This window comes from Rummeliibacillus sp. JY-2-4R, assembly GCF_053847205.1.
The window spans coordinates 3,788,420-3,812,728 of the sequence record NZ_CM132623.1 but is presented as its reverse complement, the minus strand read 5'-3'; the positions used below and the strand labels follow the sequence as shown (position 1 = coordinate 3,812,728).

25 protein-coding genes are annotated in these 24,309 nt (G+C 34.6%); 18 read left to right on the top strand and 7 right to left on the bottom strand.

What is annotated here, in order from left to right; translation table 11 throughout:
• Positions 1 to 19: 19 nt before the first annotated feature.
• The 6 genes from ACWV26_RS18695 to ACWV26_RS18670 all read left to right on the top strand — a co-directional run bounded on the left by ACWV26_RS18695 (position 20) and on the right by ACWV26_RS18670 (position 5,146).
• A complete protein-coding gene (locus ACWV26_RS18695) occupies positions 20 to 898 on the top strand; it encodes a DUF7662 domain-containing protein (RefSeq protein ID WP_455896173.1) in 879 nt (292 codons plus the stop codon).
• A gap of 866 nt (positions 899 to 1,764) precedes the next feature.
• Entirely contained in the window at positions 1,765 to 2,052 is a 288-nt protein-coding gene (locus ACWV26_RS18690; protein WP_455896172.1) for a helix-turn-helix domain-containing protein, read from the top strand.
• 157 nt (positions 2,053 to 2,209) lie between these two features.
• Complete coding sequence (gene lepB / locus ACWV26_RS18685; RefSeq protein ID WP_455896171.1) at positions 2,210 to 2,749, top strand: signal peptidase I; 540 nt, start codon at positions 2,210 to 2,212, stop codon at positions 2,747 to 2,749.
• Between the two features lie 27 nt (positions 2,750 to 2,776).
• Positions 2,777 to 3,256 carry a low molecular weight protein-tyrosine-phosphatase gene (locus ACWV26_RS18680; RefSeq protein WP_455896170.1) on the top strand — a complete coding sequence of 160 codons (480 nt, stop codon included), beginning with the start codon at positions 2,777 to 2,779 and terminating at the stop codon, positions 3,254 to 3,256.
• Between the two features lie 126 nt (positions 3,257 to 3,382).
• The gene (gene ypfJ / locus ACWV26_RS18675) at positions 3,383 to 4,234 is read left to right on the top strand and encodes a KPN_02809 family neutral zinc metallopeptidase (protein ID WP_455896169.1); all 852 of its coding nucleotides are present in this window, start codon (positions 3,383 to 3,385) and stop codon (positions 4,232 to 4,234) included.
• A 192-nt stretch (positions 4,235 to 4,426) separates the two neighbouring features.
• Positions 4,427 to 5,146 carry a YebC/PmpR family DNA-binding transcriptional regulator gene (locus tag ACWV26_RS18670; protein WP_455896168.1) on the top strand — a complete coding sequence of 240 codons (720 nt, stop codon included), beginning with the start codon at positions 4,427 to 4,429 and terminating at the stop codon, positions 5,144 to 5,146.
• Between the two features lie 513 nt (positions 5,147 to 5,659).
• Here ACWV26_RS18670 and ACWV26_RS18665 read toward each other — a convergent pair.
• The 3 genes from ACWV26_RS18665 to ACWV26_RS18655 are packed head-to-tail and all read right to left on the bottom strand — an operon-like array spanning position 5,660 to position 7,925.
• Entirely contained in the window at positions 5,660 to 6,397 is a 738-nt protein-coding gene (locus ACWV26_RS18665) for an amino acid ABC transporter ATP-binding protein (protein ID WP_455896167.1), read from the bottom strand.
• A 30-nt stretch (positions 6,398 to 6,427) separates the two neighbouring features.
• Complete coding sequence (locus tag ACWV26_RS18660) at positions 6,428 to 7,132, bottom strand: amino acid ABC transporter permease (protein WP_455896166.1); 705 nt, start codon at positions 7,130 to 7,132, stop codon at positions 6,428 to 6,430.
• Positions 7,116 to 7,925 (bottom strand): amino acid ABC transporter substrate-binding protein, encoded by an 810-nt coding sequence (locus ACWV26_RS18655; protein ID WP_455896165.1) that lies wholly within the window; start codon positions 7,923 to 7,925, stop codon positions 7,116 to 7,118. Before ACWV26_RS18655 ends, ACWV26_RS18660 begins: the two co-directional genes overlap by 17 nt.
• Positions 7,926 to 8,673: 748 nt before the next feature.
• Here ACWV26_RS18655 and ACWV26_RS18650 point away from each other — a divergent pair.
• The 3 genes from ACWV26_RS18650 (at position 8,674) to ACWV26_RS18640 (ending at position 9,722) form a co-directional block, all read left to right on the top strand.
• The gene (locus ACWV26_RS18650; protein ID WP_455896164.1) at positions 8,674 to 8,862 is read left to right on the top strand and encodes a hypothetical protein; all 189 of its coding nucleotides are present in this window, start codon (positions 8,674 to 8,676) and stop codon (positions 8,860 to 8,862) included.
• 72 nt (positions 8,863 to 8,934) lie between these two features.
• Positions 8,935 to 9,108 (top strand): hypothetical protein, encoded by a 174-nt coding sequence (locus ACWV26_RS18645; RefSeq protein ID WP_455896163.1) that lies wholly within the window; start codon positions 8,935 to 8,937, stop codon positions 9,106 to 9,108.
• A 53-nt stretch (positions 9,109 to 9,161) separates the two neighbouring features.
• A complete protein-coding gene (locus tag ACWV26_RS18640; RefSeq protein WP_455896162.1) occupies positions 9,162 to 9,722 on the top strand; it encodes a YdcF family protein in 561 nt (186 codons plus the stop codon).
• 43 nt (positions 9,723 to 9,765) lie between these two features.
• Here ACWV26_RS18640 and ACWV26_RS18635 read toward each other — a convergent pair whose 3' ends face one another.
• The gene (locus ACWV26_RS18635; protein WP_455896161.1) at positions 9,766 to 10,812 is read right to left on the bottom strand and encodes a YecA family protein; all 1,047 of its coding nucleotides are present in this window, start codon (positions 10,810 to 10,812) and stop codon (positions 9,766 to 9,768) included.
• A gap of 214 nt (positions 10,813 to 11,026) precedes the next feature.
• On the opposite strand from ACWV26_RS18635, the gene ACWV26_RS18630 reads away from it, so the two are divergent.
• The 4 genes from ACWV26_RS18630 to ACWV26_RS18615 all read left to right on the top strand — a co-directional run bounded on the left by ACWV26_RS18630 (position 11,027) and on the right by ACWV26_RS18615 (position 15,778).
• Positions 11,027 to 12,724 carry a M3 family oligoendopeptidase gene (locus ACWV26_RS18630; protein ID WP_455896160.1) on the top strand — a complete coding sequence of 566 codons (1,698 nt, stop codon included), beginning with the start codon at positions 11,027 to 11,029 and terminating at the stop codon, positions 12,722 to 12,724.
• A gap of 365 nt (positions 12,725 to 13,089) precedes the next feature.
• The gene (locus tag ACWV26_RS18625; RefSeq protein WP_455896159.1) at positions 13,090 to 13,947 is read left to right on the top strand and encodes an SAM hydrolase/SAM-dependent halogenase family protein; all 858 of its coding nucleotides are present in this window, start codon (positions 13,090 to 13,092) and stop codon (positions 13,945 to 13,947) included.
• Between the two features lie 169 nt (positions 13,948 to 14,116).
• The gene (locus tag ACWV26_RS18620) at positions 14,117 to 15,196 is read left to right on the top strand and encodes an AI-2E family transporter (RefSeq protein WP_455896158.1); all 1,080 of its coding nucleotides are present in this window, start codon (positions 14,117 to 14,119) and stop codon (positions 15,194 to 15,196) included.
• 114 nt (positions 15,197 to 15,310) lie between these two features.
• Entirely contained in the window at positions 15,311 to 15,778 is a 468-nt protein-coding gene (locus tag ACWV26_RS18615) for a hypothetical protein (RefSeq protein ID WP_455896157.1), read from the top strand.
• 256 nt (positions 15,779 to 16,034) lie between these two features.
• On the opposite strand, the gene ACWV26_RS18610 is transcribed toward ACWV26_RS18615, so the two are convergent.
• Both ACWV26_RS18610 and ACWV26_RS18605 read right to left on the bottom strand, forming a co-directional pair.
• Positions 16,035 to 17,030: an anion permease gene (locus tag ACWV26_RS18610; RefSeq protein WP_455896156.1), complete on the bottom strand. Its 996-nt coding sequence runs from the start codon at positions 17,028 to 17,030 to the stop codon at positions 16,035 to 16,037.
• A 15-nt stretch (positions 17,031 to 17,045) separates the two neighbouring features.
• Complete coding sequence (locus ACWV26_RS18605; RefSeq protein WP_455896155.1) at positions 17,046 to 17,666, bottom strand: DUF47 domain-containing protein; 621 nt, start codon at positions 17,664 to 17,666, stop codon at positions 17,046 to 17,048.
• A gap of 259 nt (positions 17,667 to 17,925) precedes the next feature.
• Between ACWV26_RS18605 and ACWV26_RS18600 the strand changes: the two genes are divergently transcribed.
• From ACWV26_RS18600 to fumC, 4 genes are all read left to right on the top strand, one after another.
• Positions 17,926 to 18,447: an NfeD family protein gene (locus tag ACWV26_RS18600; RefSeq protein ID WP_455896154.1), complete on the top strand. Its 522-nt coding sequence runs from the start codon at positions 17,926 to 17,928 to the stop codon at positions 18,445 to 18,447.
• A gap of 69 nt (positions 18,448 to 18,516) precedes the next feature.
• Positions 18,517 to 20,049 carry a flotillin family protein gene (locus ACWV26_RS18595; RefSeq protein WP_455896153.1) on the top strand — a complete coding sequence of 511 codons (1,533 nt, stop codon included), beginning with the start codon at positions 18,517 to 18,519 and terminating at the stop codon, positions 20,047 to 20,049.
• 154 nt (positions 20,050 to 20,203) lie between these two features.
• Positions 20,204 to 20,755 (top strand): PCYCGC motif-containing (lipo)protein, encoded by a 552-nt coding sequence (locus ACWV26_RS18590; protein ID WP_455896152.1) that lies wholly within the window; start codon positions 20,204 to 20,206, stop codon positions 20,753 to 20,755.
• Positions 20,756 to 20,916: 161 nt separating this feature from the next.
• Positions 20,917 to 22,299 (top strand): class II fumarate hydratase, encoded by a 1,383-nt coding sequence (gene fumC, locus ACWV26_RS18585; protein ID WP_455896151.1) that lies wholly within the window; start codon positions 20,917 to 20,919, stop codon positions 22,297 to 22,299.
• A 65-nt stretch (positions 22,300 to 22,364) separates the two neighbouring features.
• On the opposite strand, the gene ACWV26_RS18580 is transcribed toward fumC, so the two are convergent.
• The gene (locus ACWV26_RS18580) at positions 22,365 to 23,219 is read right to left on the bottom strand and encodes a LysR substrate-binding domain-containing protein (protein WP_455896150.1); all 855 of its coding nucleotides are present in this window, start codon (positions 23,217 to 23,219) and stop codon (positions 22,365 to 22,367) included.
• 111 nt (positions 23,220 to 23,330) lie between these two features.
• On the opposite strand from ACWV26_RS18580, the gene ACWV26_RS18575 reads away from it, so the two are divergent.
• Complete coding sequence (locus ACWV26_RS18575; RefSeq protein WP_455896149.1) at positions 23,331 to 24,308, top strand: YeiH family protein; 978 nt, start codon at positions 23,331 to 23,333, stop codon at positions 24,306 to 24,308.
• Position 24,309: the final 1 nt, after the last annotated feature.

Below are 24,309 nucleotides of genomic sequence, written 5' to 3'. Positions count from 1 at the left end.
ATATGAAGGAGTAGAAGAAATGGCAAGTCATACATTACAGGGAAAGTATCTACCCCTATATGAATACCTATCAAAACAACAAGAAAAGCGTATCATACTCTCTTTTGAAAAAATTGAAGAAATACTACATGCTAAGCTACCTAAATCAGCATATAAATACCAAGCATGGTGGGGAAATACTCGAAGTGGCACATACGTGCAAGCGGCTGCTTGGTTGGAAGCAGAGTTTAGAGTGGACTTCGTACAATTTGGCCGTTGTGTTGAATTTATAAAAGTTTCGAAGGATATATTAACTAAAAAGAAGAATAAAGTAGTGAGGGAATCGCAAAATCCGAAGATGAAGCCAGTAGAAGAAACCATGTATACAAAAATGGAACTCTCTCATAAAATTAATAAGAAAATGGATCGTATACAGCAATTTTTTGCAGCAAATAATACCAGACAATTCGCAAAAGAATCATCAATTTCTCAACTAGAAGTGCTTAGAGAATGTCGTAGATTATTTAGTGGAATTGAACAAGATTTGAATTATTTAGCAATACTCTTAATGCAGGAATATCTAGATAAAAGGCATCAATTAGAACTTATTAATCCGTGTATTAAACAGCTTGATCTACATACTTACTTTTACGAAAAGCATACAGTGGGAGAGGAAATTGCTGCCATATTAAAAACGGCATCTGTTGAAGTCACAGACGACTACATAACAAGTCAACGGACGATGTTTTTAAAAGAGTGCCGTGTACTAAACCAATCAAAAGCTACTATTCAATACTATTTTGTTATAGAAGAAAATGCATATAATATCATTGAAAAAAATTATAAACAATATCTTGGAAATATAAGGCTTATTCTATTACCCAAAGTCATCAAAGGAAAATTAACTTTACGTGTATAGTATCCATTTCCTAGTGGATTCAGGCGACGTTTAAATGGATTCGATCATTATAGGAAAGAGGCGAGGACTAATGTTTAAAGGGTTAACGCTATATATGGTTTTGATTGCTGTAGGTTCCCTTAGTATTACATTTGCGGTGACAAAGGATTTACCGTTAAACATTCAATGGGCCCTGTTAATTGGAGGAACATTGTTAAATACTATTAGTTTAATAGCCCTAATGATATTTCTTGCAAAAACTGACCATAGTAGAACCAAATCTAAATCAAAGAGGTAGTTATGATTCATAGTTTTTTTAAAGCGGGTATGGAATTTTTTATTAAAATTTCCCTAAACGAACTTAAAGTTTTGAAAAAACAAATTATTTTAAAAATTTTTGCTCATTGGGTACACATTTCCAAAATTTCGATTACAATATAAAATAAGGGAGATAGAAATTAGACTTATTATATGAGTCTTTCAATTATTATGATTGATTTTAGTTTGTAAAAGTTTTTTCTTGATAAAGGAATGGTGAACAGGTAGAGTTGACCATTTTTTTAACAGTAAATTTAGTGTAACTGTACAAGCTTAGGACTTTTTAAAAAAGTTAAAGGCGTGGCAAGCATAATGAACCAACAGAGGATGGCTGTTAAATTGTTAGTGACACTAAAGGAATAATCTTGAATCTAGTGTTTCTATTACCCGAAACCGAATTCATTTTAACACTAAGAAACAATAGTTACTTTAAAAAGAGCAACTAGAAGAGATGATCTCACAAGTAAAACTCTAAGGAGTTTTATGGTGCAAAATGTCACCAACACTCTTAAAAAAGTAACGGAATAAAAGAATACTGTATTACACAATTTCTTTTAAGGGGTGGTTAGATGGTTACTGTAGATTTATTTGGACAGGAAGATCATAATGTGGAACAGGAGAAATCTCCGCTTGAAATAATGGCTGAAAAACGTAGTCAAATTATTTTTAAGCAACGTATGTCGGTTGGGCTGACACAATCGCAACTAGCAGAACGTGCAAATGTCACTCAAAAAACTGTCAGCCGTATAGAACGTGGTGATAGTAAAGTTAGAGAAACTACTTTACAGAAAGTGTATGAGGTTTTGGGTATTACAGAAAAGCATTTAGAAGCACTTAAAGAACAACCAATTTTATAGCTGTAGATGATTAATGAGGCGAATATTGGCTCATACAAAAGCTAATAGACACCTCTTTTTTTATTTTTATTATATTATCAAATGACAGAACTCCTCTATGAATGGCATAATATTGGTTGGGTAGTTAGTAAAGCCACAAATAAGAGGATGATATAAAATGGAAAAGAAAAGCTTTAGTAAAGAAATTTTATCATGGCTATGGCCAATCTTAATTGCAGTAGTGATTGCTGTATTATGTAGACAGTTCTTGTTTTCACCAGTTACAGTAAAAGGTGAATCTATGGAACCAACATATGAAAATAATAATAAGATAATTATTAGTAAAACAAGCCATATAGATCGATTTGATATTATCGTTTTTCAATCCCCGGTAGAAGATGATCACTATATCAAACGAGTAATTGGTTTACCAGGTGATACGATTAAAGTAAAAAATGATAAATTATATATTAATGGAAAAGAATATAAGGAACCTTATTTAAAGCAAGGGATTCAGCAATATGAAGAAATGGGCGATCATTTTACTGAAGATTTCACCCTAGAACAAGTAACAGGTGAAAAGAAAGTACCAAAGGATTCTTACTTTGTATTAGGAGATAATCGCCAGAATAGTAGTGATAGTCGTGAATATGGTTTTATCAAAAACTCAGCAATTACTGGCGAAGTTAAATTCCAATTTTACCCATTTAAATTTTAATGTAAGAATTATATAAGGAGCGTTTTAATGAAAACAGGAGTGTTATTTGTTTGCTTAGGAAATATATGCCGTTCTCCAATGGCTGAAGCCATTTTCTATAATTTAGTTAAGGAAAAAGGTTTACTTGAAGACTTTGATATTGATTCTGCAGGTACAGGCGATTGGCATATTGGAGAGGGACCACACACTGGGACAATTAAAAAACTTACTGAATATAATCTTTCTTCCGAAGGGTTAGTTAGCCGCCAAATTAAGGTGGAAGATTACGAACGTTTTGATTACATTGTTTGCATGGATGAAAACAATATAAAGAATGCATTACCCATGTTAGGCCAGAGTAAGAGTCAAAAAGTGTTTAGACTGCTCGATTTAGTAGAAGATTCAAAAGACGTGCCTGATCCTTATTTTACAGGGGACTTTGAGGAAACATATCAATTATGTTTAAAAGGCTGTCGAGCATTATTAGATAAAATTGAAGCAGATAAGACTATGAGAAGCAAATCGTAAAAGATTGCTTCTCTTTTTTTACTTTCTATCGTAAATTAAAGCTTCATTCATTTTAAGAAAAGTTGTCTAATTTACTAAATAAGCGGGTATGTATTAAAGAGAGTAGTTCTTTAGGGCGGTGTTGATATGGATTGGAAAGGAAGAAGACAAAGTAATAATGTAGAGGATCGTCGTGGCATGAAAGGGCCAGCAGTTATTGGTGGTGGAATCGGCGGAATTGGAATTATTATTGTTATCATTTATACATTGTTGGGTGGAAATCCACAGGATATTCTAAATAATACAAGCCAAGTTGCTCCGACCAATCAAACATCTAATTATAAGCAATCAGCTGAAGAAGAGGAATTGGCAAGTTTTGTAAAAGTAGTACTTGCTGATACAGAAGATGTATGGTCAGAGGTCTTTAAAAAAGAGGGCAAGATTTACAAAGATCCTACACTGGTTTTATTTACCGATAGTGTGCAATCGGGATGCGGTAATATGAGTGCAGCTGTAGGTCCCTTTTATTGTCCAAGCGATCAAAAATTATATATCGACTTATCATTTTATCAGGAGCTAAAAAATCAATTTAAAGCACCTGGAGATTTTGCAATGGCGTATGTAGTCGCACATGAAGTTGGTCATCACGTACAATATTTGTTAGGAACTTCAGCTAAAGTCAGTGCATTAGAACAACAGTCTTCTAAAACAGAAGCAAATAAGTTATCAGTTAAATTAGAACTTCAAGCCGATTATTATGCAGGTGTTTGGGCGCATTATGTACAAGGTAAAGGATACTTGGAAAAAGGGGATTTTCAAGAAGCGATGACTGCTGCTAATGCAATTGGCGATGATACTTTACAAAAACAAGCACAGGGATATATTGTTCCTGAAAGTTTTACGCATGGTACTTCAGAACAGCGCATGAAATGGTTAAAAAGAGGGTTTAAATACGGCACAATCAAAGATGGAGATACACTTAACGCGAGCAACTTATAATTTGTTAAGAGTAAAATGTTGGTAAAATCTCCACCCTGAGTTTCAGAAAACCATCATTCACTTCTCTGTATCTATAAAATATATTAAATTTAGTGTATAATACTACAGTGAATTAATAGCTTATCCCATGTGGGTATTTGATACGCCCACTTTGCAATTTATATTTATACTAGTCGAAAGAGAGTGAATCCAATGGGACGTAAGTGGAACAACATTAAAGAGAAAAAAGCTGCAAAAGACCAAGGTACTGCTCGCATCTATGCTAAATTTGGTCGTGAAATTTATGTAGCTGCTAAACAAGGTGAACCGGACCCAGAATCTAATGGTGCGTTAAAAGTAGTTTTAGAACGTGCAAAAACATATAGTGTACCAAAACATATTATTGACCGCGCAATTGAAAAGGCAAAAGGTGGCGGCGAAGAAAACTATGACGAATTACGTTACGAAGGTTTCGGACCAAACGGCTCAATGATTATCGTTGATGCTTTAACTAATAACGTAAACCGTACAGCAGCAGACGTTCGCGCAACTTTTGGTAAAAACGGAGGTAACATGGGCGTTAGTGGCTCAGTAGCCTACATGTTTGATGCAACAGCAGTTTTTGCTTTAGAAGGTAAATCTGCCGACGAAGTTTTAGAACTTTTAATCGAAGCTGACATAGATGTTCGCGACGTTTTCGAAGAAGGAGAAACAACAATCATCTATGCAGAACCAGACCAATTCAATGCAGTTCAAGAAGCATTAAAAGCACAAGGAATTACAGAATTTAGCGTAGCAGAATTATCAATGCTTCCTCAAACAGAGGTTATCCTTGAGGGTGAAGATCTTGAAAAATTCGAACGTCTAATCGATCTTCTAGATGACTTAGAAGATGTACAACATGTATACCATAACGTTGGAGAAATGGAATAAACTACTGAATCGTTGATAAATCAACATTCCTGAATTTAGTACTTCATCAAGTCTATCAAAAATGAAATGTCTCTTCATTAAGCAATTGTCAAAATTACTAGTGAGGAGGCATTTTTTTAATGCTACTAATTGATTTACAGGAAGAATATTTTACACATTCAGTTCAAATAGTTTTATTTGAAGTTATTGTATTGGCTAAATCATTTTAACAGGTTACTGGTTACGGTTTTTTTATTAGTCCGATTAGCAAATAGAAGATAAATAAAAAACGCACACAGCGTAAGCTATGCACGTTTAATATATGTACTGTTACAAGTATGCTTTTAACATTTTGATTTGTAATGCAGTAGGGTTAGCCGAATAATATATATAATACGCAGCCGATAAAAATGTTATTAGTTGCAAAATAATACCCACCCAAACATTAAGCATTATATGGTTTAGTATATTAAGCCGAATAAACAAAAAAACCGACTTCCTTTTAAAGGGGTCGGTTTACTAGTTCATACTTATCTATTGAATTTTGTCTAAAAATCGTTTTGTTCGTTCTTCTATTGGATTGTTGAAAATTTCAGAGGGTGAACCTTTCTCTACAATGACACCCTGATCAATAAAAATTACTTCATCAGCTACTTCTTTAGCAAAACGCATTTCATGAGTTACTACAACCATTGTCATACCTTCTTGGGCTAAATCTTTCATTGCTTGTAAAACATCACCTACAAGTTCAGGATCGAGCGCTGAAGTAGGTTCGTCAAATAGCATCACTTTTGGTTCAATACCCATTGCACGTGCAATGCCAACACGTTGTTGTTGACCACCAGATAATTGTGAAGGATAAAAGTCAATTTTGTCACCAAGACCTACTTTTTTTAACAATTGAATGGATTTATCTTTTGCTTTCTGTTTAGGAATTCCTTGAACAATAATAGGACCTTCCATAACATTTTCAAGTGCTGTTTTATGAGGAAATAGGTTATAATTCTGAAAAACCATTCCAGTTAAACTTCGAAAAGAAACGATCGATTTTTTACTTATTTTTTTTTGATTAAAATCGATTAAATGTCCATCTATTTCTACGGAGCCATTTGTAGGTACTTCAAGTAAATTCATACATCTAAGAAAAGTTGTTTTACCAGATCCAGATGGACCAATGATAACGATTACTTTGCCACGTTCAACCTCAAGGTCCACACCTTTTAGCACATCTAAATCACCAAAAGATTTATGAAGATTTTTAATGCTGATCATTTCAAAAAACTCCTTTAATTACTTCTATTTCTATTTTGATACATATCGCTCAAGTCTTGATTCAAGTCGTCCTTGAATGGAAGAAAGTACAGTACAGATGATCCAATATAAAATAGCTACTTCTGAATAAAGTAATAGAAATTCATAGTTAGTTGCTGCTATTTCCTGTGCTTTTCTGAACATTTCTGATACGAGAACTAATGATGCAAGTGATGTATCTTTTACAAGGCTAATAAAAGTATTCGATAATGGTGGAATGGATACACGAGTAGCTTGAGGGAAAATGATTCGCTTCAAAGTTTGGGTGTAATTCATTCCAATTGAATAACCGGCTTCCCATTGTCCTTTTGGTATTGAAAGAATTGCGGCGCGTATAATTTCAGAAGCGTATGCTCCTACACTTAAAGAAAACCCGATAATAGCAGATGTAAACGGATTGATTGTTACACCTAAATTTGGTAAACCATAAAAGATGATAAATAATTGAACAAGTAAAGGTGTTCCCCGAATAATAGACACATATATACGTGCAATCCAATTTAAAACTCTATTAGATGATATTCGGGCTAATGCTGTGAGAATTGCTAAAATTAGTCCAAGGCCAAATGAAATAATAGTTAGTGGAATCGTATATTTAATAGCTCCCTCTACCATGGGTAAAAGAGAAGACTGAGCGATCGACACTAATTGGTCGATTCGCTCAGGATCTTGAAAGATACTATTTAGGAGAAACATCTTCACCAAACCATTTGTTAGAGATTTTTGAGTATGTTCCGTCAGCTTTCATATCTTTTAACGCTTTATTAACTGCTTCCACTAATTTATTGCTACCTTTTCTAAACATTAATCCACTTTGTGCTAAGTTTGATTCTGTTGCTACAACTTTAACTGGTGTATTTGGATGTGATTTTTTGTAATCTAAGAAAGATAGTTTATCATTAAATGTTGCATCTACACGTTTTGATTCGATTAGTGATACAGATTGAGTAAAGCCTTCAACGGATACAATTTCAGCTCCGTATTTTTTAGCCATTTTTCCATAATTACTTGTTAATGATTGTGCAGCTTTTTTGCCCTTTACATCTTCAAAAGATTTAATATCTTTATTGTCCTTACCTACGATTAATACTGCACCTGATTCAATATATGGATCTGAGAAATCATATTTTGCTTGGCGTTCTGGTTGAATACCAACTTCGTTTGCAATCATATCAAATCGTTTTGCATCAAGTCCGGCAAACATACCGTCCCATTGTGTTTCTTCAAATTCTGCTTTTACACCTATACGTTTTGCAACTTCATTTGCGATATCTACATCAAATCCTGTAAGTTTGTTTGATTTATCGTGGAATGTGAAAGGAGGGTAAGTTCCTTCAGTTCCTACTTTTAAAACGCCTTCTTTTTTTACAGTATCGTATAAATCTTCAGTTGAAGATTTATTCCCTTCAGTATTACTTTTTGAGCCACATGCTGCAAGAACTAAAGATAATGCAAGTACTAGTGACAAGAGTGAAACTAATTTCTTCATTTTCTTACCTCCGAGTATTCTTATAGGATTTATATAAAATCCAAGGTTATCGTAACACTATTTAAAGGTAATGTCACAGTAAAATTTTACTATAGTTTGGCTATAAAAAACACTAAGAACACTTTAGGATGTTTAGTGTTTTGTTGTTTTGGCTTTAGCTCCTTCCATAGTTTGACATCCCAGTAAATCGTTTTTTACATTTACCTGTCATCTAGAGAATGTTCAAAATAATAACTATATATTCTGGATAAATGATATTTTCTTTGGAAAGGATGATAGCGGAATTTTTGGTAAATTTTTGATAAATTATCATATTTGATTTTCTCCGAGTTTTTATTAAGAGTAGTCAGCTGAATTGTCACAGCTGGGTACTTTTAATACATATACTTTAGCAAAGTAAATTGAATATTAATATTTTCAAAAATAAGTCAATTTGGTTGTGATATACACCACAAGGACGTTGATTTATATCAACATTTCCATTATGATAAACATGACAATTTTCTAATGGAGAAATGATTGGTAAACGTTGATATATAAAGGTTTTTGTTTGCAACCTTAACATGTACACACGTAGATTATAACGTAGAATTTTAATAGTTAATATTTAGTATATAAATAGTATTCAATATCATTAGAAAAATAAAATCCAGTAGCTCTTAGCTACTGGATTTTTTAAAAGAATTTATAAATGTATACGCAACTGATATTGATGTAATGTTTTAGTGTAAATGAAAGGAGAATATAATTGAATTATGTTTATGTAAACGGACTGCCAAATGAAGATGCAATTAAAGGTATCCAGAAGCTCCATAGAGAAGTTTTTGATGGAGATGAGCTATCTATAAATGAATTGAAAGAAAAAACGAATTTGCTATGTTGCATTGCTTTAGATGAGCATATCATGACAGGATTTAAATTAGGTTACGAAAAGTAGAGAGGATTATTCTATAGTTGGTTAGGCGGGGTAAGTGCTGATTACCGTAGGCAAGAAATTGCATCAGAACTAATGATGCTACAACATAAACTAGCTTTTGAGCAAGGCCATCAAAAAATTCTTACGATTGGACGTAATTATCGTAAAGGAATGTTAATTTTAAATATTAAAGCAGGTTTTGACATCATAGAAACGTATATTAGTAACAGTGGGAAACGTAAAATCATAATGGAAAAAGAGTTGTAATAAGTTGAACAGTATATGTTAAAGGAATGTTGCTTGAGGTGAGAAAAAAGACAATGTTACTCTTATTAATTTTATGTATACCAATATTATTCTTTTTTGGCATTACTTCAAAATGGCTAAAAGATGGTGAAAGACCAAGAGCAAAAGGTACATATAAGTATGTCATCATTTTAGGGGCAAAAGTGAAAAGAGGGGCAATACCATCTAGAGCATTGGCTTTTAGATTAGATGCTGCTCTAACCTATGCTAGAAGGCATCCTCAAGTTCACATCATTGTTTCAGGCGGACAAGGCCCTGACGAAGATGCAACAGAGGCCTCCGTAATGAAACAATATTTAATAGACCGTGGTTTTCCAGAGACACACATTATCGTTGAAGATCGATCCACTTCTACATATGAAAACCTATTATACACAAAGAATATAATTGGAGATGATTTGCAAGGGATAACAATCGTAACAAGTGATTACCATTTAGCACGTGCAAAAATGCTTGCTGAAGTACTTCGACTAAATTGTGATGTAGTTTCTGCTAAGACACCAAAAAGTATCGAAGCAAAAGTCAGATTTCGGGAACGCTTTGCACTTATTAAATCCGCTTTTACAGGTAAATAAAACAGCCATCTAGAAATTAGATGGCTGTTTTATGGCATTATTATTATTTAGCGAGAAATTCACTGATTTGATCACGATATTTAGAAATGGATGAAGCAGACACTTCAAAGAAAGCTGCTACGTCTTTGACTTTTGAAACGCCACCTTCAGGAATTTGACCATTAGCTTGTCCAGCTAAAACAGCTCCGGCAGCAACTGTTTCGGACTTTTTCGCTTTGACAGCAGTTCCTTCGAGGAAGCTTGTAAGATTTTCAATGAATTTAATAGCATCAAGCTTATATTCATTTAAGTATTTGTTGACATGCTTTAACACTTCAACAGTAAATGGAGCAAGTTCAGCTGTAGTATCAGTAGTAACTGCGGCTTCACTCTCAGCTACATTTGAAGAAGAACTAACATCATTCGTAGCTTCTGCCTTTACTTCATCAGTAGTAGATATTGAAGCTTCCATAAATGTTTGATATAGATCCAATGAATCTGTATAACCATTTTGAAGTTTTAAACGTAATGCTTCCACAATGTTTTCTTTTTCATCAGGAATGAAAACCACACTACTTGTTGCAGTTAGTCCATTTTCGCCTTTACGAGCATCTGGCATGAAGATACCGAACAACCAGCTTCCTGAGAAAGTTTTTGCAGGTGTACCGTTCATCACATAGTTTTTGTTTGTAACGATATCTGTTAATTCAATAACTTCAGGACTTTGAGAATCCACTTTTGCAAGCAAATAAACAGGCTTCAGCCAAGATTGAAGAATGTCCTTCACTTGTTGGCGGCTTTGAAGTGTTAATTGATGGTTAATATAGTTTTGCCACACTTCAGGGCGATCGATATAAATGTATGTTTCCATAGCAATTGTATCTATTAATTTATTTGTAAATGCATGCTGCAATGCATTTTGCCAAAGATGATTTCTTTTTTCTAATTCGCGATAATCTTGAGTATGGAATGATTCCTTTACAAAACCTTCCACTATACGATCTATTTCTTCGCTTACAAGTGTAGTAATATCGCCTAAAGCGTTTTTACCATGACACTTTTTGTATTTTTTGCCACTGCCACATGGACAAGGATCGTTACGACCTACCAATGTAAAGCACCTCTCTTTAAAAATTGGGCATGAAATTAGGTTAGCACAATTTCGCTAAAAAAATAAGTGTTTTAATTGTACTATTTCGAAATGAGGATGTTATTACCAAAATTTAGAGGTGTTTTGGCGCATTAGTTGAAATATTTCTGAATATAATAAATAATAGAAGAAAGTATTTCGAAATCCGAAGAATACATAGAAAAGGAGAATGAAGATGGTTACTTTTAAGGATTATGAATACAAACGACCAGATTTAGTGGCTGGTAAGGCATATTTCCAGCAATTATTAACAGAATTTAAAGGTGCACAATCAGTTGAGGATCAAAGCGAAGTGATTGAGAAAATCAATGCATTCCGTAATGACTTTTCTACCCAATATAATTTAGTGTATATTCGAGCTTCTATTGATACAAATGACGAATTTTATCAAAAAGAAAGAGATTATTTAGATGAAAAGACACCTGAAATGGAAGAAATTTCGACAGAATATTATAAAGCTCTCCTAGCTTCTCCATTCAAAAATGACTTAGAAGAAAAATGGGGAGAGCAATTATTCGATTTAGCAGCAAACCAAATTAAAGGTTTTGCACCTGAAATTATGGAGTTAATGCAAAAAGAAAATAAGTTAAGCTCTGAATACTCTAAACTCGTTGCATCTGCTCAAATTAAATTTGATGGAAAAGAATTAACACTTGCTCAATTAGGTCCCTATACAGAATCTACTGATCGAAATATCCGTAAAGCTGCAATAGAAGCACGATTTGGCTTCTTTAAAGAACATGAGGAAGAGTTTGACCGCATTTATGATGATCTTGTAAAAGTGCGTCATGAAATGGCCGTAAAATTAGGTTACAAAAATTTTGTAGAACTGGGCTATGTATTAATGAATCGAATTGATTACAATGCAGAGATGGTTAAAAATTATCGCGACCAAATCCGGGATGTTGTTGTTCCTTATGCAACAGAACTTCGCGAAAGACAAGCAAAACGTATTGGCGTGGATCAATTGAAATTCCATGATGAAGGCTTAAAATTCTTAAGTGGTAACGCTATTCCAAAAGGCACACCAGAATGGATTGTAGAAAACGGCAAAAGAATGTACGAAGAGTTATCACCTGAAACGGCAGAGTTCTTTAACTTTATGGTTGAACGAGAGTTAATGGATTTAGTTGCGAAAAAAGGAAAAGAGGGTGGTGGCTATTGCACATTTATTGATGATTATGGCTCACCATTTATCTTCTCAAATTTCAACGGTACCTCTGGAGATATTGATGTATTAACTCATGAAGCAGGGCATGCATTCCAAGTTTATACTAGTCGCAATATTGGTATACCAGAATACATTTGGCCAACAAATGAATCTTGTGAGATTCATTCTATGAGTATGGAATTCTTTACGTGGCCTTGGATGGAACTTTTCTTTAAAGAAGACACAGAGAAATATAAGTTTTCTCACTTGAGTGAAGCACTTTTATTCTTACCTTATGGCGTTGCAGTGGATGAATTCCAGCATGTAGTGTATGAGCATCCAGAAATGAGTTCCCAAGAACGAAAAGCAGCGTGGAAAAAAATAGAACAAGTCTATTTACCGCACAGAGATTATGATGGTATCGAATATTTAGAACAAGGTGGCTTTTGGCAACGTCAAGCACATATCTACAATAGTCCGTTCTATTATATTGATTACACATTAGCGCAAGTTTGCGCATTCCAATTTTGGAAGAAATCTCGTGAAAACCACGAAGTTGCATGGAAGGATTATATCCATCTTTGCCAATTAGGTGGTAAAATGTCATTCACAAAACTAGTGGCTGAGGCAAACTTAATTTCACCATTTGAAGATGGATGTGTAGAATCTGTTATGGTTGCAATTAAAGAATATCTAGATTCTGTTGAAGATGAAAAATTGTAATGAATTTCCGGTTAATAATTTGACAAAAAAAGGAATTTCAGATAAATTAATAATTAGTAAATTAAGGTAGAAACACGAGCATAAAACTCGTCCTTCACAATCAAACTGATTGGGAGGGCGAGTTTTTATTAAAAGCGGAATGCGCCCGTTAAGCCCCAACAGCTGCTTTCAGGCACGAATCGAAAGCGTCCTTTGCTTTCGACCGAGGGACTGTTACAAGGAAGATAGCCTAAGAGCACGACATCATGTCGCAACGGCTATCGGGTACACGTCCTGTGTACCCTCGTGGGGCTGGCGCATGGAGCTAGATAGATTAAAAGCGGAATGCGCCCTAGTCACAGATTTATTCTAAGGAGTTGCTGCAAATGGTAAAAAATTTACTAGTTTTTCAATCAGATTTTGGCATAAGTGATGGAGCAGTTAGTGCGATGTATGGCGTAGCAAATAGTGTAAATGCAGATATTAAGATATACGATATTACACATCAAATTCCGCAATTTAATATTTGGGAAGGGAGCTACCGTTTATTGCAGACTGTACAATATTGGCCTGAAGGTACTGTTTTTGTTTCAATTATAGACCCTGGAGTTGGCTCAGAGAGAAAAGCAGTTGTTGTGAAAACAATGAATAACCAGTATATCGTCACACCAGATAATGGTACATTAACGCATATTAAATGCTATTATGGTATTTCAGAAATCAGAGAAATTGATGAATCAATTAACCGACTTCCTAATTCGGGTGAATCTCATACATTTCATGGTCGAGATATTTTTGCTTACACTGGCGCACGTCTTGCTTCAGGAGTGATTTCGTTTGAGCAAGTAGGTCCATCATTAATCGTGTCCGATATTACAGAACTTACACTAAGAAAATCCACCTTGGAAAATGAGATCATACATGGAAATATTGATATAGTAGATAAACCATTTGGTAACCTATGGACTAATATACGAAGTAAACAGTTTAAACAACTAGCCATAAGCTATGGGGACCCTTTTGAGGTAACCATAAAAACGGAAAACCGCAAAATTTTTCAAAGTATTATGACGTATGGTCATTCCTTTGCAGATTTAAGAGTAGGAGAACCCCTTTTATATATAAATTCACTAGATAATGTTGGTATTGCAATTAACCAAGGATCATTTGCGGATGCTTACCATATTGGTACAGGAACAACATGGGAAGTTATTATTCGTAAAGTACCAAAAGTTATCTATTGATAAAATAATCAAAACAAAAAGGAAATTTTTTGACTAAATTGGACTTTGAAGACCTACTATAGGAGTAGGTTCTTTTTTTTATGGACTATCTTTCCAGATTGAAAGAGTTTAGCGTATACTTGAACTATGAAAGCTACATTGTGGAAATTTTAAGAGGGAAGTGAAATAATTGACGAAAAAGTTATGGTTTCAAGCTGGTGTCGGAATACTTCTAGCACTCCTAATTGTGAAGTATTTCCTTGAAATAAAATCACTCTTTTACCCAATAGTTGTAATCCTAAGTGCTATTTTCGTACCGTTACTAGCTGGTGGGATTTTATATTATGTAACAGAGCCAATTCAAAGATTCTTAGAAAAGAGAAGATTCCCTAGATGGGCTAGCATACTTTCAATTATTGTATTAATTTGCTTAGTTGTATATGCGTTTATTGCGATTGTAGTACCACCGATTAATGCGCAAGTTAATAATTTGGTAAAAGCTGCTCCGACTCTAGCAAATGAACTAACAGATATGGTCGATTATGTATTGAAGAATCGCGAAAATTTCCCTGCTCAATTAAATGATACGATTAATAGTTTGACGAACTCAATTCAAACCTATACGGTATCTGCAAGTAAGTTTTTAGTTCAGGTGATTTCTAACATTGTATCAGGGGCATTTGTCTTAATATTAGTTCCATTCTTTTTCATCTACATGTTAAAAGACCATGAAAAGTTTGCTCCGAATGTATATAAAATGTTCACAGGAACACGACGTGAATGGATTAAAAAAACTCTAGCAGAAATTGATGATGTTTTACGTAACTATATACAAGGTCAATTATTAATTAGTTTAATTTTAGCTACAATCATCTTCATCGGATATAAAATTATAGGCCTTGAATATGCGTTGTTATTAGCACTTTTTGCATTCTTTATGAATATGGTGCCATTTATCGGACCTTGGATAGCACTAGTTCCAGCGGTAATTGTAGGATTCTTAGATAATCCGATGCAAGCCGTTTGGGTATGTGTAATTACACTTGTCGCTCAACAAATTGATAGTAACTTTATCACACCAAATGTGATGGGGAAAACACTAGATATTCATCCATTAACGGTTATTACGATTATTTTAGCAGCAGGTAATATAGCAGGATTTATTGGTATTTTACTAGGAGTTCCCTTATATGCAGTTGGTAAAGTTATTGTTAAAAATGTTTATGAACATTGGAAAGAAATTCGATCAACAGCAACAAAGAATGTATAGAGAGCGAGATAGGCTGAGAGACTAAAACAGCCTATTTCGTTTTTTGTTTGAAAGCGAATATAAATGCTGAACATGCTATACTAAAACAGACTGTACACAACAAAGGAGTAAATTATGTTAACATTTGAACAAAAACAACAAATTATTGAAAGTTTCCCTGAGCTAACTCGAAAGGAAATTTCCATGAATCGGTTAAATTATCACTTTGAAGGTAGTCAATACGACAAAAAAATTGTCGTTGAAAAACTACATCCAAATGGAAATGGCTTTGTCTATGTTGGAGACTTGCTACGATATAATGCTGATGAAAAGGGTCTAGTGAATATTAGAGATTTCTCTGAACAAGAGCTTCGTGAAATCGTTGAAGATTCCATTATGTATTTATCGGAAGTTGACGAACCTGTTGAAGAGGTGAAAATTGAAGAAATTTGGCGTAATAGGACAGCAGACCAATTACTTCTTGTAAATGATGCACCTTATTGGAACATTTATCATGGTTTTAATTTAGAAGAAAGCTTTGGTACCCGTGATGACGCAGAAGATTATCTACTTTCTGAAGGATTTAGACCCTCAAACAAATAACGCTTGAGGTTATGTTTGGCTAAATAGAAGGGGAGAGACAGATGTCAGGAAAAAAGATGGCATTAGTAATAATCGGATTTGTACTTATATGTATAATATTAATCTTTTTATCAATCTCAACATTCTTCAAAAATAACCCGCATCAACCGAATCAACAATCTTTAGGATTGGTAGACTTGGTGACAAACAATTTTATACATTAAACTAAAAAAAGATTCTATAAGCATAAAGCCTATAGAATCTTTTTAATAATCTCTTAAAATAGATTGAAAACGAAGAAAAGCAGTCCGCCTAATAATGCGGAAATTGGAAGCGTTATAACCCAAGTGATAACGATTCTTCGCGCCACTCCCCAATGTACACCTTTAGCATTTTGTGCTGCACCTACACCCATGATTGCAGAAGAAATAACATGAGTTGTAGAAACAGGTAAATGTATATGAGTAGCACCAAAGATAATCAATGCAGAAGATAAGTCAGCTGCCACACCATTAACAGGGCGAATCTTCATAATTTTACCGCCAACGGTTTTAATAATTTTATAACCGCCGACTGAAGTACCTATACCCATCGCAGCTGCACAGGATACACGGACCCATAATGGTACATTGTCTCCGCTTTGAAATCCTGCTGCAATTAAAGCCATTGTAATAATCCCCATTGACTTTTGAGCATCATTCGTACCATGTGTAAATGCTTGCAAGGCAGCAGTTACAATTTGTACTTTTCGGAACCCCTTATTTGTACGGTATAAATTTAAGTTTTTAAATAACACTTTAAATAATGACATCATCAAGAAACCAACAATGATGGCGATAAAGGGTGAAAACAATAACCCTTTAAGTATTTTGATAAAGCCACCAAAATTAATTGCCGCAAATCCAGCAGCAGCTATTGCAGAACCAGCTAATGAGCCGATGATTGCATGTGATGAGCTGGAAGGAATACCGAAGTACCAAGTGAGTAAGTTCCAAATAATTGCTGAAACTAATGCAGCTAAAATAATGAGAATACCATTATTTAAAGTAAATGGGTCAACAATATCTTTTGCTAAAGCTTGTGCAACGCCAGTAAATGTAACAGCACCGATAAAGTTCATCAATGCAGCTAAAATTACAGCTGCTCGTGGAGAAAGAGCGCGTGTAGAAACAGCTGTAGCAATTGCATTTGCAGTATCATGGAAACCGTTTATGAAGTCGAATAATAGTGCAAAAATAACAACAAGTACGGTTAAGATTATTATAGTATTCATTTCTTTCTACAGCTCCTATGCATTACGCATTATAATAGTATCCATTGAGTTGGCAATATTTTGGCAATAGTCTGCAACTTCTTCAAGTTGTTCATAAATATCCTTGAATTGAATAATGCGAATAGGGTCTTTTTCGTGAAGGAATAATTGTTTGATTGAAGTACGTAAAACTTCATCACATTTACGCTCATAATCCTTAATAAGAATAGCGTGATCTCTCATGTTAATTAGATTTTTGTTTGTTAAATGTTCCATTGCTTTAGCAATTTCATCAGTGCTTAAGACAATATACTTTAAGAAACTTTTCATATATTCGTCTACTTCAGTTAGCGAGAACATTTCAAAGTGAGCAACACAACCTTCAATACCATCTAAAACATCATCCATACGTACAGCTAGTTCTAAAATGTCTTCACGTTCGATTGGTGTCATAAATGATTTATTTAACATCTGGATTAGTTCATGGATTAACATATCTCCATCTGTTTCATATTTCTTAAGTGTCACGCTAAGTTCTTTCAAATCTGCAACGCCAGTAATTTTAAAATCATCAGCATAATGAGTTGCTTCATTTACATTCTGAGCAATTTTCAACAATGCAGAAAAGAAAGGATCTTCTCTTTTTGAGCTAAACATATAAAGCCTCCTAAATTGATGAATCATTAATTTCTAATTTTGAACGCACTTATTATCATATCAAATTGTGTCGAAAATCCATACCAAAATTAAAGGTACCTTTACAAAATTTACATTAGCGTAACAATTTACAATCCTGTAATAATGGAAATTAAAATTAATAGAAAATAAAAAATTATCAAATAAATCGAAACCTTTTCCTCCTTTACCCGTATATCATAGTGGTAAAACATTCGAAATGGAGGTGAAGATTATTGATATGCACGCATGGTCTATCGAACAGTGGTATTTGTACTCATTAATATTCTTAGCAATTTGTATGATTTTATATCTCTTCTTTGTAGATTTTGCTGATGGAATAGGAGAAGGAATCCCCTTTTTTAATCCAACAGTAATCTTAGCATTTCTAACGTTCTTCGCAGCAATTGGATTCATCATCGAAACATTTACATCATTAAACAGTATTCTTATTGGCATTATTTCTGCAGTTATTTCTTTTGTATTAGATATTCTTCTCTATTATTTCATTTTGATACCTTTGAAATCAGCCGAAGTATCGATGGCATATACGGAGGAGTCTTTGGGAGGCCAGGTGGGAAGAGTGATTGTCCCAATTCCTATAGATGGTTTTGGTGAAGTAATCATCGAAACGGTTAACGGTATTATTTCAAAACGAGCAACAAGTTATGACAATGTAGCCATCCCGTTTGACGCAAGGGTGTTAATAGTGGAAGTTTCAAATGGAACCTTATTTGTCAGAGAATATGAAGTTTTATTTTAAAATATTTTAACAAAGTGGAAAGCAGAGAGTAAGCTACAAAAGCTTGTAATCATAAAAGGGGGAAATGATATGCCATTAGTATTAATCGTTGGTGGAATTGTTGTTGTTTTGTTATTAGCAATCATTGGAGTCTATGTTACTAAATATCGTACAGCAGGACCGGATGAAGCGTTAATTGTAACAGGTAGCTATTTAGGATCAAAAAATGTACATACGGATGATTCAGGAAACCGCATTAAAATTATCCGTGGTGGGGGTACATTTGTATTACCTGTATTCCAACAAGCAGAACCTTTGAGTTTACTTTCTAGTAAGTTAGAAGTAACAACACCGGAAGTCTACACAGAACAAGGTGTACCTGTGATGGCAGATGGAATTGCTATTATCAAAATCGGGGGTTCTATATCTGAAATTGCTACAGCTGCAGAACAATTTTTAGGAAAGCCAAAAGGAGAAAGGGAAAGTGAAGCAAGAGAAGTATTGGAGGGGCATTTACGCTCAATTTTAGGCTCTATGACAGTAGAAGAAATATACAAAAATCGCGATAAGTTCTCTCAAGAAGTACAACGAGTAGCTTCTCAAGATTTAGCAAAAATGGGCCTTACCATTGTATCCTTTACTATTAAAGATGTACGTGATAAAAACGGTTATTTAGATTCACTTGGAAAACCAAGAATCGCTCAGGTAAAAAGAGATGCCGATATTGCAACAGCTGATGCAGAAAAGGAAACACGTATAAAACGTGCTGAAGCTGATAAAGAAGCCCAAAAAGCAGAACTTGAACGGGCTACTGAGATTGCAGAAGCAGAAAAGGAAAATCAGTTAAAAGTAGCTGAATTCCGCCGTGAACAAGATATTGCCAAAGCGCGAGCTGACCAAGCATATGAGCTAGAAACAGCCCGTGCAAAACAAGAAGTAACGGAACAAGAAATGCAAATTAAAATTATTGAGCGCCAAAAGCAAATTGAGCTAGAAGAAAAAGAAATTTTACGTCGTGAGAAACAATATGATTCTGAAGTGAAGAAAAAGGCGGATGCAGATCGATATGCAGTCGAACAGAATGCAGCGGCAGAAAAGATGAAACAATTAGCACAGGCTGATGCGGAAAAATATCATATCGAGGCAAAAGCTAAGGCTGAAGCTGAAAAAGTACGCCTAGATGGCTTAGCAAAAGCTGATTCTGAACGTGCACAAGGGGAATCAGAAGCAGAAATCATTCGTCTAAAAGGTCTTGCGGAAGCAGAAGCAAAACGGAAGATTGCAGAAGCATTTGAACAATTCGGGCAAGCAGCAGTATTAGATATGATTATCCAAATGATTCCGGAATACGCAAAACAGGTAGCAAGCCCATTATCGAATATCGATAAGATTACAGTAGTTGATACTGGCGGTGGCGAAGGTGGCGGTGCAAACAAAGTGACTGGATACGCTACAGACTTAATGGCGACATTACAAGAAACATTAAAAGCTTCATCAGGAATAGATATGAAAGAAATGCTAGAAAATTACTCAGGCAAATATACAATTCGCCCAAGTATTGAACGATTGGCAGATAATGTTCAAAACAAAGATGTTTCAACAGCGGCCACTACAGAAGACTGATTTACTATGGAGATTACTTATATCTAAGGGCAGCTAGATATAAGTAATCCTTTTTGTGCTGCTATTGCAAGCGCAAGAAAATGTCTTTGATTTATTATTATTATGTAATATCCTGCTGAGATATAATGAAGAAAATGAGTAAAGGAGATTTAATGTGAAGAAAAAATGGTTATCAGTTTTATTAGCTGGTTCAATGCTTCTAGCAGCATGTGGTAACAATTACGGTGAGTCTTCAAAGGACAATCACACAGAAAGTAATCATGCTAAAACAACTACAACAACAGAAGCAGAAAATTCAAATCATGTGAACCATCAACATACATTAGCAAATGGAGATATCCAAGAAGAAACTTCTTCATCAAAAATTTTACCAAGTTTCTTAGATCATCAATCAGAAGATTTAAAATTAGTCTATAAAGCGGCAGGACAGGCTACTGAAATTTTAAAATGGATGCCTTGTTATTGCGGATGTGCAGAAAGTGCAAATCATAAAAGCAATTTGAATTGCTTTATAAAAGAAGTAAAAGACGATGGCTCTGTGGTCTGGGATGATCATGGTACACGTTGTATTGTCTGTGTCGAAATAGCCATTAAATCCATTAAACAAGCTCAAGAGGGCTCTTCATTGAAGGAAATTCGTAAACAAATAGATCAAGATTATAAAGAAGGTTATTCAAAACCAACACCAACGCCTATGCCATTATAAGATTAATGCTTTAAAGTGCTTTGCAAAAAGTTAGAAGTTTCATTTTTTTTCAAAGCTTTTACTGTCTTAAAACTTAAATAGCAGACATTTTTAGAAGAAAACGTTATCATAAGATTTGAGTGGGAACATAACTCGTAGCAAAAGAAATGGAGATGAATAACTTGGAATATCGTATTGAACATGATTCCATGGGAGAAGTAAAAGTACCTGCAGAACATAAATGGGGTGCTCAAACAGAGCGTAGTAAACAAAACTTTAAAATTGGTTCAGAACATATGCCAATTGAATTTATACATGGCTATGCATTACTTAAGAAATCAGTAGCAAAAGTATGTGTTGAACTTGATACTTTATCACAAGTCAAAGCTGATGCAATTGCTCATGCAGCTGATGAAATCATGGCAGGCAAATGGGATAGCGAATTCCCGCTAGTTATTTGGCAAACAGGTAGCGGTACTCAAACAAACATGAACGTAAATGAAGTAATCGCCCACTTAGGTAACGAATACCTAGAAGCTCAAGGTAGTGAAGAACGCCTACATCCAAATGATGACGTTAACAAATCTCAAAGCTCAAACGACTCGTTCCCAACTGCAATTCATATCGCAACTTCAATTGCAGTAGAAAAGAACTTACTTCCAGCATTGCGTCAAATTAAAGCTACATTAAAAGCAAAATCCGAAGAATTTATGCAACTAATTAAAATTGGCCGTACGCATTTACAAGATGCTACTCCATTAACATTAGGACAAGAAATCAGTGGCTGGTTACACATGATTGAAAAATCAGAAGAAATGATTGAAGAAAGTTCAAAACATATGTTAGAACTTGCAATCGGTGGTACTGCAGTAGGTACTGGTCTTAATACTCCTGATGGTTTCGATGAAAAAGTAGTAGCTGTACTATCAAAAGAAACTGGTCTTAAATTTGTTCCATCACCAAACAAATTCCATGCCCTAACATCACATGACCAAATGGTAACAACTCACGGTGCAATGAAAGCTCTAGCTGCAGATTTGATGAAGATTGCTAACGATGTTCGCTGGTTAGCTTCAGGTCCACGTTCTGGTTTCGGTGAAATCTCAATTCCAGAAAACGAACCAGGCTCATCAATCATGCCAGGTAAAGTCAACCCAACACAATGTGAAGCAGTAACAATGGTTGCTGTACAAGTTTTGGGTAATGACGTAACTCTTGGTTTTGCTGCATCTCAAGGTAACTTTGAATTGAACGTATTCAAACCAGTTATCCTTTATAACTTCATGCAATCCGTTGAATTATTATCTGATGTAATCCGTAGCTTTGACGAACACTGCTTAAAAGGTATTACGGCTAATGAAGATAAACTAGAACACTTCTTAAATAACTCATTAATGTTAGTAACTGCTCTTAACCCATACATTGGTTACGAAAATGCCGCTAAAATTGCAAAACATGCACATAAAAACGGTCTAACATTAAAAGAAGCAGCTCTTGAAACTGGTCTTCTAACAGAAGAACAATTCAACGAATGGGTTGTTCCTAGCAAAATGATTAAGTTCTAAAAGTCTATCGAACATTTAAATACCGTTATTTAAAAGCCTGAGTATATAAATACTCAGGCTTTTTCTTATAGACTATTTTTCAAAAAGTGTAAAAAAGTCTCCGTAGTTTTGGAGAGAAAGGGCGTGTTCAAGTGAATGGCATAGAAATCACGAGTATAGCTATAAGCATCTAAGGAAACGATTTGCAGGTTGTTTAACAGAAGGTCTTGCTTTAACGTCCACTCAGATAATAATGAAATTCCTAAACCACTTGAAACGGCTTCTTTTATAAGCTGTGTACTACCAAATTCTAATATCCGCTTTGGTTCGATATGATACTCATTAATAAACTGCTCGAATGCTTCGCGTGTACCAGATCCTTCTTCTCTGATAATCCAAGTTTGTTCATTTAAGTTATGCACAGTTTGTTCAGGTTTTGCAACAATCACCATATGATCAATCGCAATTTTGTGCATAACAATGTGTTTATTGTGTATAGAACCTTCAATTATCCCCAAATCTAATGAGTGATTCATAATTTTTTTTGCTATCTCTTTTGTGTTATCAATACTAATCTGTGGAGTAACCTGTGGATAATCGTTTAAGAATGTTGTTAAACGTTGAGGCAGTATGTATTCACCGTATGAATAGCTTGCCCCAAGTTGTAATTGTCCAGTAACTTGATTAGTTAAGTCGTCCAGAGCACGGTTCATCTTTGTTGATAACATGTTAATTTCTTTTCCATAGTAAGCAACAATCTCTCCAGCTTTTGTTAGTTGTACTTTTTTCTTTGAACGATCAAAAAGCTGAACATTTAACTCATCTTCTAAACTTTTTATATATTGGCTCACAGCAGGTTGCGTCATATAAAGCTCTTTTGCTGCTTGGGAAAAGTTCATATTCTTGACTACTTTCAAAAAAACATTTAGCCTATCTGCCATTATGACCTCCTATAAGTAAATGCTTATGATATGGATTAAAATGATTAATTATCTATTTAATAAGAATCATTCTATCATGAATATAGGAAATAAAAAATTGGAGCTGAACTCATGCAACAACCTGGATTTATAAAAGGAATCCTTTTTACTACTGCAATCGCAATCATTGCGTTCCTCTTAAGTAAACTGCCAATCCTAAATTATTTAGGTCCTTTAGCTGTCTCTATAATCATTGCGGTAATTATTAGAAATACACAACCTTATCCACAGCAGTGGAAAAGTGGAATTGATTTTTCATCTAAGAAAATTTTACGATTTGCAATTATCTTATATGGAATTCGATTAAACATTGCAGTTGTAGCATACGAAGGAATTCCATTAATTGTTCGATCTGCAGGGGTTATTGTTGGTGCAATTCTATTAACAGTTTTTATTGGTAAATTATTGAGAGTGGAAGATAAGTTAATGATGCTATTGGCATTTGGTACAGGAATCTGTGGTGCAGCGGCTATTGCAGCAGTATCTCCAATTTTAAAAGCAAAAGAAGAAGATACAGCAATGTCGGTTGGTATGATTGCTTTGATGGGAACAATATTTTCATTAATCTATCCGACTGTTGGTCATTTGTTGAACTTGGCACCAGAGACGTATGGCTACTGGTCAGGGTATAGTTTACACGAAATTGCACACGCTGCATTAGCCGGAGCGGCATTTGGGGATGCTTCACTAACACCAGCTCTATTAGCCAAATTAAGTCGTGTATTATTATTATTTCCAGTAACATTATTGCTTGTTGGATTTATGAAAATTAAAAACCGGGAAACAGGTCAAAAAGCTTCTTTTCCATATTTTTTATTAGGGTTCCTAATGGTTTCAGTCCTGGGTACGTGGGGGACCGAAGTAGGGTGGATGAGTAAAGTAATTCAAAATGCAATTGCTCAAACAGGTACTTTCTTTTTAGCTGTAGCAATGGCTGCATTAGGAATGTCAGTGGACTTAAAAGAGCTAAAAGCAAGAGCTTTAAAACCGCTAATCATGTTAACTGTTGTATCGGTGATATTAAGTGTTCTTGTATTTACTATTATTTGAA